The following is a 13,605-nucleotide window of genomic DNA, read 5'->3' as shown; positions in this document are numbered from 1 at the left end:
GCTCAGTGCCCTCGACCCCGAATCCGGACCCCCGGTGGGATGAGCGAGTCTGTCAGGATCGCCCCGTGAACGTGATCGCGGGCAAGCTCGACGCCACCGGGATGCGGGTCGCCATCGTGGTCGCGCGGTTCAACGACTTCGTCGCCCAGCGCCTGCTGGAGGGCTCGGTCGACGCCCTGGTGCGCCACGGCGCCGCCGAGGACGACATCACCGTGGTCTGGGTGCCGGGGAGCTTCGAGATCCCGCTCGCCGCCCAGGAGATCGCCGACCAGGCCAGGGTCGACGCCATCGTCTGCCTCGGGGTGGTGATCCGCGGGGAGACCCCCCACTTCGACTTCGTCGCCGGCGAGGCCAGCCGGGGGGTGGGCGGCATCGGCATGCGCGCCCGGATCCCCACCGCCTTCGGGATCGTCACCACCGAGACCCTGGAGCAGGCGATCGACCGCGCCGGCGGCAAGCACGGCAACAAGGGCGCCGACGCCGCCCTCGCCGCCGTCGAGATGGTCTCGCTGCTGCGCACCCTGCGGACCGCGGCGCCGAAGCGGCGGGTCGCGGCCGGCTAGCCGCCACCGCGGTGCGCATCGCCTCGCTGCTGCCCAGCGCCACCGAGCTGCTCTTCGCCATCGGCGCCGGCCCCGAGGTGGTCGGGGTCACCCACGAGTGCGACTTCCCCGCCGAGGCGGAGTCGCTGCCGCGGCTCACCGCCAGCGCCATCGACCACGCCGGCCAGGGCTGCGCCGCCATCGACCGCCACATCCGCGGGGCGCTCCACACCGGCTCGAGCATCTACCGGCTCGACGAGGAGCTGCTCGCCCGGCTCCGCCCCAACCTGATCGTCACCCAGGAGCTCTGCGAGGTCTGCGCGGTCGCCTACCGCGAGGTGGAGGGGGCGGCGCGGCGGCTCACCGGGGAGGTCCCGGTGATCTCCCTGGAGCCGGAGAGCCTCGACGGGATCATCGCCACCGCCCTCATCCTCGGCCGCGCCACCCACCACCGCCGCGAGGCCGAGGCCCTCGCCGGGCGGCTGCGGGCGGCGATCGCCGAGGTCGAGGCGCTGCCTCCCTGCACCCCCGCGCCGCCGACCGTCGCCTGCCTGGAGTGGACCGACCCGGTGTTCTCCGGCGGCCACTGGGTGCCGGAGATGGTCCGCCGCGCCGGCGGCCGGGACGTTCTCGGCGAGGCGGGCGAGCGCTCCGCCGAGCTGCCCTGGGAGCGGGTGGTCGAGGCCGGGCCCGAGGTGATGGTGCTGATGCCCTGCGGCTTCGGCCTGAAGCGGAGCCTGGAGACGGTCGCGGACCTGTCCGGCCGTCCCGGCTTCGCCGAGCTGCCCTGCGTGCGCAGCCGGCGGCTGGCGGCGGTGGACGGCTCCGGCTACTTCAACCGGCCCGGCCCGCGCATCGTCGAGGGCCTGCGCATCCTCGCCGCGGTGCTCCGCGCCGAGCCCGGGGCGCCGCTGCCCGAGGGCGCGGCCTGGGTGGATCTGGGCTAGCGGTGGGCTAGCGGACCTTCGACTGGGTCCGGATGCAGCGGGTGCAGACCAGCCGGCGGACCGACCGCTCGGAGACCAGCACGTGGACCCGCTGGAGGTTGGGCATGAACCGACGACGCGTCCGCCGCTTCGAGTGGCTGACGTTGTTGCCCGACATCGGGCCCTTGCCGCAGAGCTCACACCGTTGTGCCATCGTTCGTCCCCATGCCGGACCGCGGCGTGCCCGGGAATGCCCATACTAGAATGGCGCGCTGCTCCGGCCGGCCGCGGTCGTGTGCACCGGCCTCGTGCACCGGCGGCCGAGGATAACACAGCGCTGTCCGGCGACTTATGGGGATATCGTGCCGACCACCAAGGTCAGGGCCAGGGAGGCCCTCACCCGAACCGACAGCCTGGGCCGGATCGAGGTCTCACCGCGGGTGGTGGCCTCGATCGCCGGCCACGCCGCCAACGAATGCTACGGCATCGTCGGGATGGCCGCCCGCGGCCTGCGGGACGGCATCGCCGAGCGTCTCAACCGCGACAACCTCCACCGCGGGGTGGAGATCGAGGTGGGTGAGGGGGGGATCGTCATCGGTCTCTACGTGATCGCCCAGTACGGAACCCGGATCAGCGAGGTCGCCCACAATCTGATGAGCGCGGTGAAGTACGCCGTCGAGCGGATGCTCGGCCTGCCCGTCATCGCCGTGAACGTCAACGTCCAGGGCATCCACCTGGAGGACGGGGGCGAGGGTGGCCGGCGCTGAGCGCGACGCTGTGGGCGGGGGCGCGGGCGGCGTGACCATGGACCGCCAGCCCCTCAAGGACGTCGGCGGCCGCCAGATGCTCGCCGGGCTGAGCAGCGCGCTCGCCTGGCTGCAGGCGAACCAGGAGGTGGTCAACGACCTCAACGTCTTCCCCGTGCCCGACGGTGACACCGGCTCGAACATGTACCTGACCCTGCGCAGCGCGGTCGAGGACGCCGGCAAGGCCGCCGACCCCGCCTCCGCCGCGGGGGTGATGCAGGCGGCCGCGCACGGCTCGCTGATGGGCGCCCGGGGCAACAGCGGGGTGATCCTGTCCCAGGTGTTCCGCGGCTTCGGGCAGGGGCTGCAGGGGCGCGCCCGGGTCGACGCCGCCGGCGTAGCCGCCGCCCTCGGCGAGGCATCGGCGGTCGCCTACAAGGCGGTGATGAAGCCCACCGAGGGCACCATCCTCACCGTGGTCCGCGAGGCCGCGGCCGCGGCGAAGCGGGCCGCCGAGGGGTCGGACGACATCCGCACCGTGCTCCAGGCGGCGGTGGCCGAGGCCCACGCCGCGGTGGAGCGCACCCCCGACCAGCTCGCCGTGCTCCGCGATGCCGGGGTGGTCGACGCCGGCGGCCTGGGCTTCGCGGTGGTTCTCGAGGGGTTCTCCCGCGCCCTCGAGGGCGACCTCAGCGAGAGCGAGGAGGCGTTCGCCGCGCTCACCCGGCCGCGTCGCGTCGGCGAGCCGCAGCTGCGCCGCCCCGGCGGAGCACCCCCGGCCTCGGGGGCGCCGGCGACCCCGGGCGAGCGCCGTGGCGCCGCCGCCGTGGCCGAGCGCAGCGACTGGGGCTACTGCACCGAGTTCCTCATCGGCGGCCCCGGGCTCGACGTCGACGCCCTCCGCGAGGAGCTGGGGTCGCTCGGCGACTCCTCGCTCGTGGTCGGTGACGCCGATCTGGTGCGGGTGCACATCCACACCCTCGACCCGGCGGCGCTGATCACCCGCGCCGCCGAGCGGGGGCGGCTGAGCAAGCTCAAGGTCGAGGACATGTCGACCCAGCACCACGACATCCTCGAGCGCGCGGCCGCCGAGGAGGCGCAGCGGCCCGCCGCCCCCCGCAAGGCGCTCGGGGTGGTCTCGGTGGCGCCGGGCGCCGGTTTCCGCGCGATCCTCGACGGCCTCGGGGCCGACGGCATCGTCGAGGGCGGCCAGACCATGAACCCGTCGATCGAGGCGCTGCTCAACGCGGTGCGTGCCGCCCACGCCGACTCGGTGATCATCCTGCCGAACAACGGCAACGTGATCCTCACCGCCCTCCAGGTCGACGCCCTCGCCCCCGACGTGGCGGTGCGGGTGGTGCCCACCCGCAGCCTCCCCCAGGGGATCACCGCGCTGCTCACCCTCGACCCCGGCGGCGACCTCGACTCGAACTGCGCGCGGATGGAGGAGGCGATCGCCGGGGTGGTCACCGTGGAGGTGACCCGCGCGGTCCGCGACAGCACCGCCGACGGCCAGGACATCCGCGTCGGCGACGTCATCGCGGTGGTCGACGACCGGATCACCCAGGTCGGCCAGGACAACCTCTCGGTGGTGGAGGGGGTGCTCGAGGCCGCCGGTCGCGAGCCCGAGCTGATCACCGTGTACCGCGGCGCCGGGGTCGACGAGGGGACGGCGGCGACCCTGGTCGACGCGCTCCGCCGGAAGCACCCGGACGTGGAGTTCGAGGTCCACGACGGCGGCCAGGAGCACTACCCCTACATCCTCTCCCTGGAGTGACCGTGCTGCACATCGTCACCGACAGCACCTCCGACCTCCTGCCCGACCAGGCGGCGCCGCTGGGGGTCACCGTCGTGCCGCTGACGGTGCGCTTCGGCGAGGAGCAGTTCCGCGACGGTGTCGACCTCGGCGCCGACGGCTTCTACTCCCGGCTGGCCCGGGGCGGTACCTCGCCGACCACCTCGCAGCCCTCGCCGGAGGCCTTCGCATCGGTGTATCGCGAGCTGCTCCAGGGCCCCGACGACCAGGTCCTCAGCATCCACATCTCGCAGAGGCTGAGTGGCACCCTGCAGTCGGCGACGCTCGCCGCCCGCGAGCACGAGGGGCGGGTGCACGTCGTCGACTCCGGCAGCGTGAGCATGGGCATCCAGTTCCTGGTGCGCGGCGCCCTGCGCGACCTGGCCGCCGGCGCCGATGTGGACACCGTCGTCCGCAACGCCGGGGCGCGGCGCGAGCGGGTGGTGGTCTACGTGCTCCTCGACACCCTCACCTACCTGCACCGCGGCGGCCGCATCGGCGCCGCCCAGGCCTTCCTCGGCGGGGTGCTCAGCGTCAAGCCGCTGCTCCGCGTCGCCGCCGGCGAGGTGCATCCCCAGGCGCGGGTGCGCAACCGCCGCCAGGGGATCGACCGGATGCTCGCCCTGCTCGCCGAGGCGGGGCCGCTCGAGGCGGTGGGCACGATGCACAGCGGCGCCCCCGAGCTGCTCGACGAGGTGCGGCCGCGGCTGCTCGCCGCCTACCCCGAGCTCGGCCTCGACAGCGGGGAGATCGGTCCCGTGGTGGGCACCTACGCCGGTCCCCGGGCGGTCGGAGTCGCCTGCCTCCGCGCCGGCTGACGGAACCCAGGCGTCCTCAGAGGTTCTCCAGCTTCGAGACCAGCCAGCCGCCGCCGCTGCGCACCAGCGTCAGCCGGAGCCGGCCACGCGCGACCTGGGTGCTCTGCGGATTCGCCTCCACCACGGTCTGGTCGACGAAGGCGATCACCGTGGCCCGGTCGCCGCTGAGGTCGACCACCGCGGCGTCGAGCACCTTGCCGGTGGCGGAGGCCTGCTTCCTGGTGATCGCCGCGGCCCGGTCGGGCGCCGCCTTGCCGAACTCGTCCCTGAACTGCCCGGTGGAGTGGTCGATGACGGTCTGGAAGGCCTGGTCGACCTCGGAGTAGTCGTAGTTGGCGAGGTCGACGGCGAAGGTCCTCGCCGCCCCCAGCGCGGAGGCCCGGGAGTCGCTCAGGGCCTGGTCGCGCCCGTGCTGCAGCAGGGCGAGGGCGAGGGCGGCGACCAGCCCGAGCATCACCACCACCGCCGCCGCCGCGGTGGCCTTCATGCCCCGCGACCAGTGAACGCGGTCGATGTGCACGATCCGGGTGGGCGGGCGCGAGGGCGGCGGCGGGGCGGGCTCCGGCGCGGCCGCCGGGGCGGCGGCGGCCGTCTGCGCCCGGACCACGGTGCGGGGTCGAGGGCGGGGCCGCGCCTGCGCCGCAGCGCCGGTCACCTCGACCGGCTCGGTCGCGGGTGCGCCGGTGTCGGTCCCTGCACCGGCCGGGCTCTCACCCGCCGCGGCCGAGCCGGCGCGCGTCCGACTGCGCGGAGCTGCCATCTGGATCCCCTCCCTCTCACGTTCGCAGGCCGTCACGCGGCGCCCATGCCGGCGGACGCGATGACGGGCGCCGCCACCCGGAACACGTCCCCTCAGCGATTATGCATGCCCGGATTCGGAGTGGCGGCCCCGATCCGCGGCGGCCCCGGCGTGGACGCGCATCGCCGAACCGCTGTTCGGCCTAGACTCCCGAGGTGCCCCCGAACCCCTCTCCGGCCGGCGGGCCGGTGGTCTCGCCCGGGCCCGACACTCCGGTGGAGCGCCTCGCCGGCGTCGGCCCCCGCCACGCGTCCCGGCTGGCGAAGCTCGGCATCCACACCGTCCGCGACCTGCTCCTCCACGTGCCCCGCCGCAACGAGGACACCCGCGAGGTGCGCCCGCTGGCGTCGCTCGCCCCCGGCGCCGAGGTCCAGACGGTGCGCGCCCGGGTGCGGCGGGTGGGGTCGCGGCGCAGCCCCTACAAGCGGATGGTGCTGGTGGAGGCGGTCCTGGACGACGGGACCGGGTCCGCCTCGGCGGTGTGGTTCAACCAGCCCTTCCTGGTGCGCCAGCTGCACGCCGGCGACGAGCTGCTGCTCAGCGGCAAGGTGAAGTGGGAGAGCCGCGGCCCGGTGCTCCAGAACCCCGAGTTCGAGCGGGTCTCCGACGGGCAGCTGCATGTCGGCCGGCTCGCCCCCGTCTACCCCGAGACCGGCGGGCTCACCTCCCGCTTCCTCCGCGAGCGCATCGAGCCGCTGCTGCCGCTCGCCGACCTGCTCCCCGACGCCCTGCCCCCGGCGCTGCGCGAGGAGGAGGGCCTGCTCACCCTCGCCGAGGCCCTGCGGGCGCTCCACTCCCCGACCTCGCCGGAGCTGGTCGACCGGGCCCGCGAGCGGATCGGCTTCGAGGAGATCCTCCTGCTCCAGCTCGCCGCCCAGCGGGCCCGGCGGCGGCGGCTGAGCGGGAACGGGGTGGTGGTGCCGTACGACCCCGAGGTGGCCCGCGGCTTCGCCGACTCGCTGCCCTTCCAGCTCACCGACGGGCAGCGGCGCGCCGCCCACGGGATCCTCATCGACATGGCCCAGCCGGGGCCGATGAACCGGCTGCTCCAGGGCGACGTCGGCAGCGGCAAGACGGTGGTGGCGGCGATGGCCGCGCTGATGGCCCACCACGCCGGCTTCCAGACACTGGTGATGGCGCCCACCGAGATCCTGGCGCGGCAGCATCACACCACCCTCGACACGCTGCTCGCGCCCCACGGCGTGTCGGTGCGGCTGCTGATCGGCGCCACCCCGGTGCGCGCCCGCCGCGAGATCCTCGGCGGGGTGGCATCGGGGCAGGACACGCTGCTGGTCGGCACCCACGCGCTCACCGAGGACGAGGTCCGTCCGGTCGCGCTCGGCCTGGTGGTGGTCGACGAGCAGCACCGATTCGGGGTCGCCCAGCGCCAGCGACTGCGGCGCAAGTCCGAGGACATCCCGAACTTCCTGGCGATGACCGCGACCCCGATCCCGCGCTCGCTGGCGCTGACCCTGTACGGCGACGTCAACCACAGCGAGCTGCGGGAGATGCCGCCGGGCCGCACCCCGGTGGTCACCCGCGTGGTCAGCCCCGAGGACCGCGCCGCCGCCTACGACTTCGTGCGCTCCCAGGTCGCCGAGGGCCGCCAGGTGTTCGTGATCTGCCCGCTGGTGGAGGAGTCCGACACCCTGGGGGTGCGGAGCGCGACCTCGGAGCATGCGCGGCTGAGCACCGAGGTGTTCCCCAGCCTGCGGGTCGAGCTGCTCCACGGCCGGATGCCCTCGCGGGAGAAGGAGGAGCGGATGGGCCGCTTCACCTCCGGCGCCGCCGACCTGCTGGTGACCACGAGCGTGGTCGAGGTGGGGGTGGACGTGCCCAACGCCACGATCATGCTCATCGAGGGCGCCGAGCGCTTCGGCCTCGCCCAGCTGCACCAGTTCCGCGGCCGGGTCGGCCGGGGCGCCCACGCGTCCCACTGCCTGCTCTTCCAGGGCAGCCCGGACCCCGCCGGGCACTCCCGCCTCGAGGCGGTGGCGAGGACCCGGAGCGGCTTCGACCTCGCCGAGCTCGACCTGCGGATGCGCGGCCCCGGCGACGTCATCGGCCTGCGCCAGCACGGCCTCCCCGAGATGCGGGTCGCCGACCTCCTCGACCAGGCCCTGATGGAGCGGGCCCGCGCCGCCGCCGAGCGCTGGCTGGACGCCGACCCCACCCTCAGCCTCCATCCCCCCCTCGCCGAGGCGATGACCGCCTTCCGCGACGTCTTCGACCTCGACTGATGGCGGCGACCCGGATCACCGCGGGGGCCTGGCGGGGACGGCAGATCGACACCCCCGAGGGTCTGGAGACCCGGCCCACCACCTCGCTGGTGCGCCAGGCGCTCTTCAACATCCTCGGCGAGGTCGCCGGCGCCACCGTGGTCGACCTCTACGCCGGCGCGGGCACGGTCGGGTTCGAGGCGCTCAGCCGGGGCGCCGCGCGGGTGACCTTCGTGGAGCGGAACCGCTCCACGCTGCGGCTGGTGGCCCGCACCGCGGAGCGGCTGGAGTGCACCGAGCGCTGCCGGCTGGTCACCGCCGACGTGCTGCCCTGGGTCCGGGGCCGTCCCGGCGATCTGGCGACCGCCGACGTCGTCTTCCTCGACGCCCCCTACCGCGACCGGGGGATGGCCGCGGTGCTCGACGCGCTCGGAGCGCAATCGCCGCCCCTCGTCGTGTGCGAACATCACCGCGCTGCGCGGCTCCCCGACGCGGCGGGGGATCTGGAGCGCATCCGGGAGGCGACCTACGGCACCACCCGGCTGAGCTTCTACCGCCGGTCGGGCGCGGAGGACGGGGCCGGGGACGCTCGGGACCAACGGGAGAGAGGATGACCCGCATCGCCGTGTACCCGGGGAGCTTCGACCCGGTGACCCTCGGTCACCTCGACGTGCTCGAGCGGGCGACGCTGATCTTCGACCGGGTGATCATGGCGGTGCTCGAGAACCCCTCGAAGAACGGGCTCTTCAGCGTCGAGGAGCGGGTCGAGCTGATCCGGCAGAGCGTCAACGAGAACCCGCGGGTCGAGGTCGACACCTTCCAGGGGCTCACCGTCGAGTACGCCCGGCGGGTCGGCGCCGCCGCGATGATCCGCGGGCTGCGGGCGGTCAGCGATTTCGAGAACGAGTTCCAGATGGCGCTGATGAACCGGCGGCTCGCGCCCGAGATCCACACCGTCTTCCTGATGACCTCCTTCTCCAACGTCTACGTCTCCTCCTCTCTGATCAAGGAGGTCTACCGCTTCGGCGGCAGCGTCGAGGACGTCCTTCCCCCGCCCAGCGCGCGGGCGATGCGGCGGCGCTTCGGCAGAGAGGGCGGAGACCAGGAACTCCAGGGGGAACGGACGTGAGCGACATCGCCGCCGAGAGTCCCTCGGTGATCGACCTCCTCGACCGGCTCGAGAGCATGGTGGTCAACGGCAAGCGGATCGTCTTCACCCCCAACGTGGTGGTCAACGAGGACGAGGCGCTCGACCTCATCGACCGCGCCCGGATGCAGCTTCCCGAGGAGATGAAGCAGGCGCACTGGGTCGTCGACGAGCAGGAGCGGCTGCTGGCGCAGGCGCGCGAGACTGCCGAGGCGCTCGTCGAGGAGGCCCGTGAGGGGGCCGAGCGCACCACCGCCGGCGCCCGAGAGGAGGCGGAGCGGGTCGTCGCCGAGGCCCGCGAGGACGCCGAGCGGCTGGGTCGCGAGGCCACCGAGCACGCCACCGCGATGGTGAGCCAGCACGCCGTCACCCGCGCCGCCGAGGAGCGCGCGCGCAGCCTCGTCGACGACGCGGAGGAGCGCGCCGCCCACGTCGCCACCGAGGCCGACGCCTACGCGCGCGAGGTGATGGAGACGCTGGAGGGGCAGCTGCAGCGCACCGTGCAGACCGTCCGCAAGGGCATCGAGAGCCTCCCCGCACCGGAGTCACGACGCCGCAAACGTTGAAAAGCCGTCCGGTGCCGCTATACTCCGCGGCCGAGCGCGCTTCATCGGCACGCACCTCACCGGAGTAGCAATGGCAGTCCCCAAGGAACGCGTCCCCAAGGCGCGTCGTGACCGGCGCCGCGCCCACCTCGCCCTGGCGCGCCCTGCGCTCGTCCCCTGCCAGCAGTGCCGGCGGCCGAAGCGTCCCCACCACGTCTGCCAGAGCTGCGGCACCTACCACGGGCGCGAGGTGCTCGTCACCGAGTGACCCGGGTCGCACTGGTCTTCCCCGGTCAGGGCAGCCAGTCCGCGGGCATGGCAGCCGATCTCCTCGACGTCCCCCCCGCACCGGCGCTGCTCGACGCCGCCGCCGCCGCCGGGATCGACCTGCGCGGCGCTCTCGCCGGCGACGAGGAGGGGCTGCGCCCCACCGAGGTCGCCCAGCCCGCGCTGCTGCTCGTCGAGGCGGTGCTGGCGCTGCGGCTGGCCTCGGGGGTGCCGGGGATCGAGATCGTGGGGGTCGCCGGGCACAGCGTCGGCGAGTACGCCGCCCTGGTCGCCGCCGGGGTGCTCGAGGCCGAGGTCGCGATGCGCCTGGTCACCGCCCGAGGCCTGGCGATGGCGGGGATGCGCGAGGGGGGGATGACCGCCCTGCTCGGCGCCACCGAGGAGGTGGCCACCGCGGTCTGCGCCGAGGTCGGCGCCAGCGGCGGGGGAGTGGTGGTGGTCGCCAACCTCAACGGCCCCGGCCAGGTGGTGATCAGCGGCGAGCGCCGCGCCCTCGAGGCGGCGGCCGCGCTGGCCCGCCAGCGCGGAGTGCGCCGGGCGATGCCGCTGCGGGTGAGCGGTGCCTTCCACTCCCCGCTGATGGCCGGCGCCGCCGAGGAGGTGGGGCGGCTCATCGACGCCGCGCCGCTGGTCGACGCCGCGGTGCCGGTGGTGGGCAATGTCGACGGCGCCCCGCTCCGCGACGCGGGCGCCATCCGCGACCGGCTGCGCCGCCAGCTCGCCTCGCCGGTGCGCTGGAGCGACTGTGTCGCGAGCCTCGCCGGGCTCGGTGCCGAGGCCCTGGTCGAGGTCGGTCCGGGCGCGGTGCTCAGCGGCCTGGCGGGGCGGATCGACCCCGGCCTCCGCACCGTGCAGGTGGCGAGCGCCGCGGCCGCAGCCGGGCTCGGTGACGCGCTCGCGGGGGCGCTCCGTGGCTGAGCGGCGCCTCGAGGGCAGGGTGGCGCTGGTCACCGGCGCGTCCCGCGGCATCGGCCGCGCGGTGGCGCTGCGCCTCGCCGCCGAGGGCGCCGCCGTCGCCGTCGCCTTCGGCGCCTCCGAGGCGGCGGCGCGCGAGGTCGCCGCCGAGGCCGGGGCGCTCGGGGTGGCCACGGTCCTGCTCGCCGCCGACCTCGGCGACGGCGCCGCCGCCGCGGGGCTGGTCGCACGGGCGGCCGAGGCGCTGGGCAGGGTGGACATCCTCGTCAACAACGCCGGCCTCACCCGCGACGGCCTGGCGGTGCGGATGAGCGACGCCGACTGGGGGGACGTGCTCGCCGTCGACCTCACCGCCGCATTCACCCTCTGCCGGGCGGCGCTGCGAGGCATGCTCCGCGCTCGCTGGGGCCGGATCGTCAACATCTCGAGCATCGCTGGGGTGGTGGGCAACCCCGGCCAGGCCAACTACTCGGCGGCGAAGGCGGGGCTGATCGGCCTCACCAAGGCGCTCGCCAAGGAGGTGGGCGGCCGCGGGATCACCGTCAACGCCGTCGCCCCCGGCTTTGTCGAGACCGACATGACCGCCGGGCTGCCGCCGGCGCTGATCGAGCGCGCGGTCGCGGTCGTGCCCGCGGGCCGGCTGGGGACCGCGGCCGAGGTGGCCGCCGCGGTGGCCTTCCTCGCGGCGCCGGAGGCGGCCTACGTGAACGGTCACGTGCTCCATGTCGACGGCGGCCTGGCCGCCTAGTGCCGCGCGGTGCCGCCCCGGCGACCGAGGGCGCGGGTGTGTCGTCGCTAGAATCCACCACGATCGTGTCCCTCACGCCGGAACTCGGCCCACCTGACGCAGCCTCCGGCGCACCTCCCGAGCCCGTGCCGGCACCTGGCCCGCCCGCCCGGCGGCGCGCCACCGCCCGGCGCTCGCGCACCGCAGCGGTGACCCCGGAGGTCCTCGGCGTGCCCGCGGTATCCGAGCCCGTCCCCGAGCCGGCCGGCGGTGCCGCCGCGGTCGACGGCGACGCGGCGGAGCCGGCGCGGCGCACCCGGCGGGGCCGGCGTGGCGGGTCGCGCCGCCGCCGCTCCGGCGAGAACGCCGCCGACGCGATCGCGGAGGTGGCGGCCGAGCCGCCGGTCGCGGAGCCGGCGGAGACGCCCACCGCGCCGGCAGGGCGGTCGCGGCGGCGGGCGGCGCCGGCCGCCGAGCCGGCGGCCGCGGAGACCCCGTCGCCGCGACCGCGGTCGCGCTCGGGCCGGCTGCGCAGCGTCGCCGTCCAGGCCGTGGCCGATGCGGTCGGGCCGGTCGAGCACCCCCTGCCCGCCGTGGTGGTAAGGCTCGGACCACCCGAAACCGCATTGCCGTCCGGGAGTTCCATCGAGGGGGAGGCGCCGCCACCGATCCTGGACGGGGCCTCCGGACCCTTCGCCTGGGCGCCACCGATCACCGCAGATTCCGGTCAGACTGACACCGCCGCAGGCGCGGTGGACGCGACCGACACACATCAAGGGAGCACCGATGCCAGACACCAGCTTCGAGAAGTTCAAGTCGATCGTGGTCGACCAACTCGGCGTCGAGGCGGATCAGGTGACCCTCGAAGCGTCGTTCGTGGAGGATCTGAACGCGGACTCCCTGGACCTGGTCGAGCTGATCATGGCGTTCGAGGAGGAGTACGGGATGGAGATCTCGGACGAGGACGCGGAGAAGATCGGAACGGTGGGACAGGCCTGGGACTACGTCCAGGAGAAGCTGGGGATCGCAAGCTAGCGCCGGATCCGCTGGGAGCGGACGAGGAGTCCGGGCTCCAGGCACTGCAGGAGCGGATCAACGTCCGCTTCCGCCGCCCCGAGCTCCTCCGCGAGGCGATGACCCATGCCTCGTGGAACAACGAGCAGGGGCGTCCCAGCGGGCCGGGGCACGACAACGAGCGCCTCGAGTACCTCGGCGACGCCGTCCTCGAGCTGGTCGTGGGCGAGTACCTGTTCAAGCGATTCCCCGGCTACGACGAGGGCCAGCTCACCCAGCTGCGCGCCGCGCTGGTCAACACCATGTCGCTCGCCGGGTTCTCCGAGCGGCTCGGGCTCGGCGACGCCCTGCTCCTCGGCAAGGGGGCGGCGAAGACCGGCGCCAACCGGCTGCCCTCGCTGCTCGCCAACGCCTTCGAGGCGCTGATCGGGGCGATCTTCCTGGACCACGGCTACCGGGTGGCCACCCGGGTGTTCCTCCAGAACATCGGCGACCTCGCCGACTGGAGCGACGAGAACCACAAGGGCAAGCTCCAGGAGGTCGCCCAGGAGAAGCTGAGCAGCACCCCCACCTACCGGGTCACCGCCGTCGGCGGTCCCGGTCACCGGCGCATGTACAGCGCCGACGCCGTGGTCGCCGGCGAGGTGTACGGAACCGGCACCGGCACCACCAAGCAGGCAGCCGAGCAGGCTGCCGCCCGCCAGGCGGTGCAGCGACTCAGCGCCAGGCGGCGGCGCACCAGCGGCACCGCCGCGCGCGCCGCGGGCGCCGCGCAGAAGGCGGCCGAGGGCGCCGCCACCCAGCCGGTGCGGGTGCGCCGCCGCATCGCCGAGGCCGCCGCCGAGACCTCCACCGCCCCGGAGAGCGGCCGCCGCCGCCGCCGCACGCCCGCGGCGGCCGCCGGCGCGGCCAGCGCCGAGGTGGGCGCCGCGACCGTGGAGGCGGCGCCGGCGGCGCCCGCGCCGCAGGGCCGCCGCCGCGGGCTGCTCACCTCGCTGCGGTCCGCGGCCGAGGCGCTGGTGGGCCGGCCGCCCGAGGCGGGCGACGAGCCCGGCGCGCCGCCGCCGGCGGCGGCTCCGCTGGCCGGGACGTCCGAACCGGCCGGCGCCGCCCCCGCCGACGAC

General features: G+C 75.0%; 16 protein-coding genes. 14 read left to right on the top strand and 2 right to left on the bottom strand.

What is annotated here, in order from left to right:
* Nucleotides 1-65: 65 nt before the first annotated feature.
* Together ribE and VGL20_12295 are read left to right on the top strand one after the other, a co-directional pair.
* Nucleotides 66-563 (top strand): 6,7-dimethyl-8-ribityllumazine synthase, encoded by a 498-nt coding sequence (gene ribE / locus VGL20_12300; protein HEY2704463.1) that lies wholly within the window; start codon nt 66-68, stop codon nt 561-563.
* An 11-nt stretch (nt 564-574) separates the two neighbouring features.
* Entirely contained in the window at nt 575-1,489 is a 915-nt protein-coding gene (locus VGL20_12295; protein HEY2704462.1) for a cobalamin-binding protein, read from the top strand.
* A gap of 7 nt (nt 1,490-1,496) precedes the next feature.
* Here the strand turns inward: VGL20_12295 and rpmB are convergent, their stop codons facing one another.
* A complete protein-coding gene (rpmB, locus tag VGL20_12290) occupies nt 1,497-1,682 on the bottom strand; it encodes a 50S ribosomal protein L28 (protein ID HEY2704461.1) in 186 nt (61 codons plus the stop codon).
* Between the two features lie 148 nt (nt 1,683-1,830).
* Between rpmB and VGL20_12285 the strand changes: the two genes are divergently transcribed.
* Genes VGL20_12285 through VGL20_12275 form a run of 3 tightly spaced genes read left to right on the top strand, consistent with a single transcriptional unit; the run spans nt 1,831 to nt 4,827 of the window.
* Nucleotides 1,831-2,235, top strand: a complete 405-nt coding sequence (locus tag VGL20_12285; protein ID HEY2704460.1) for an Asp23/Gls24 family envelope stress response protein — start codon at nt 1,831-1,833, stop codon at nt 2,233-2,235.
* 37 nt (nt 2,236-2,272) lie between these two features.
* On the top strand, nt 2,273-3,991 hold the full coding sequence (locus tag VGL20_12280; GenBank protein HEY2704459.1) for a DAK2 domain-containing protein: 1,719 nt from the start codon (nt 2,273-2,275) through the stop codon (nt 3,989-3,991).
* A complete protein-coding gene (locus tag VGL20_12275) occupies nt 3,988-4,827 on the top strand; it encodes a DegV family protein (protein ID HEY2704458.1) in 840 nt (279 codons plus the stop codon). The genes VGL20_12280 and VGL20_12275 overlap by 4 nt, the downstream gene beginning before the upstream one ends.
* A gap of 16 nt (nt 4,828-4,843) precedes the next feature.
* Here VGL20_12275 and VGL20_12270 read toward each other — a convergent pair whose 3' ends face one another.
* The gene (locus VGL20_12270) at nt 4,844-5,482 is read right to left on the bottom strand and encodes a hypothetical protein (GenBank protein HEY2704457.1); all 639 of its coding nucleotides are present in this window, start codon (nt 5,480-5,482) and stop codon (nt 4,844-4,846) included.
* Between the two features lie 299 nt (nt 5,483-5,781).
* On the opposite strand from VGL20_12270, the gene recG reads away from it, so the two are divergent.
* The 9 genes from recG to rnc all read left to right on the top strand — a co-directional run.
* Nucleotides 5,782-7,866, top strand: a complete 2,085-nt coding sequence (recG, locus tag VGL20_12265) for an ATP-dependent DNA helicase RecG (protein ID HEY2704456.1) — start codon at nt 5,782-5,784, stop codon at nt 7,864-7,866.
* Nucleotides 7,866-8,459 carry a 16S rRNA (guanine(966)-N(2))-methyltransferase RsmD gene (gene rsmD / locus VGL20_12260; protein HEY2704455.1) on the top strand — a complete coding sequence of 198 codons (594 nt, stop codon included), beginning with the start codon at nt 7,866-7,868 and terminating at the stop codon, nt 8,457-8,459. The genes recG and rsmD overlap by 1 nt, the downstream gene beginning before the upstream one ends.
* Nucleotides 8,456-8,974 (top strand): pantetheine-phosphate adenylyltransferase, encoded by a 519-nt coding sequence (coaD, locus tag VGL20_12255; GenBank protein ID HEY2704454.1) that lies wholly within the window; start codon nt 8,456-8,458, stop codon nt 8,972-8,974. Before rsmD ends, coaD begins: the two co-directional genes overlap by 4 nt.
* The gene (locus tag VGL20_12250) at nt 8,971-9,558 is read left to right on the top strand and encodes a hypothetical protein (GenBank protein HEY2704453.1); all 588 of its coding nucleotides are present in this window, start codon (nt 8,971-8,973) and stop codon (nt 9,556-9,558) included. The genes coaD and VGL20_12250 overlap by 4 nt, the downstream gene beginning before the upstream one ends.
* Nucleotides 9,559-9,628: 70 nt before the next feature.
* A complete protein-coding gene (gene rpmF / locus VGL20_12245) occupies nt 9,629-9,805 on the top strand; it encodes a 50S ribosomal protein L32 (protein HEY2704452.1) in 177 nt (58 codons plus the stop codon).
* A complete protein-coding gene (locus VGL20_12240) occupies nt 9,724-10,743 on the top strand; it encodes an ACP S-malonyltransferase (protein HEY2704451.1) in 1,020 nt (339 codons plus the stop codon). The genes rpmF and VGL20_12240 overlap by 82 nt, the downstream gene beginning before the upstream one ends.
* On the top strand, nt 10,736-11,488 hold the full coding sequence (gene fabG / locus VGL20_12235) for a 3-oxoacyl-[acyl-carrier-protein] reductase (protein HEY2704450.1): 753 nt from the start codon (nt 10,736-10,738) through the stop codon (nt 11,486-11,488). Before VGL20_12240 ends, fabG begins: the two co-directional genes overlap by 8 nt.
* A gap of 765 nt (nt 11,489-12,253) precedes the next feature.
* Nucleotides 12,254-12,502: an acyl carrier protein gene (gene acpP / locus VGL20_12230; GenBank protein HEY2704449.1), complete on the top strand. Its 249-nt coding sequence runs from the start codon at nt 12,254-12,256 to the stop codon at nt 12,500-12,502.
* Nucleotides 12,463-13,605, top strand: a 1,143-nt coding sequence (gene rnc / locus VGL20_12225; GenBank protein HEY2704448.1) for a ribonuclease III, incomplete at its 3' end; no start/stop codon positions are given. The genes acpP and rnc, both read left to right, overlap by 40 nt.

It is taken from the genome of Candidatus Dormiibacterota bacterium (assembly GCA_036495095.1).
Classification (GTDB): domain Bacteria; phylum Chloroflexota; class Dormibacteria; order Aeolococcales; family Aeolococcaceae; genus CF-96.
Note: the sequence above shows the minus strand (reverse complement) of the source record. Positions and strands in the feature narration are given on the sequence as shown.

Bases quoted from the DNA above. Each gene is read 5' to 3' on its own strand.
- rpmF (HEY2704452.1), top strand. From the start codon at position 9,629: ATGGCAGTCCCCAAGGAACGCGTCCCCAAGGCGCGTCGTGACCGGCGC.
- rpmB (HEY2704461.1), bottom strand. From the start codon at position 1,682: ATGGCACAACGGTGTGAGCTCTGCGGCAAGGGCCCGATGTCGGGCAAC.
- acpP (HEY2704449.1), top strand. From the start codon at position 12,254: ATGCCAGACACCAGCTTCGAGAAGTTCAAGTCGATCGTGGTCGACCAA.
- coaD (HEY2704454.1), top strand. From the start codon at position 8,456: ATGACCCGCATCGCCGTGTACCCGGGGAGCTTCGACCCGGTGACCCTC.
- VGL20_12280 (HEY2704459.1), top strand. From the start codon at position 2,273: ATGGACCGCCAGCCCCTCAAGGACGTCGGCGGCCGCCAGATGCTCGCC.
- rsmD (HEY2704455.1), top strand. From the start codon at position 7,866: ATGGCGGCGACCCGGATCACCGCGGGGGCCTGGCGGGGACGGCAGATC.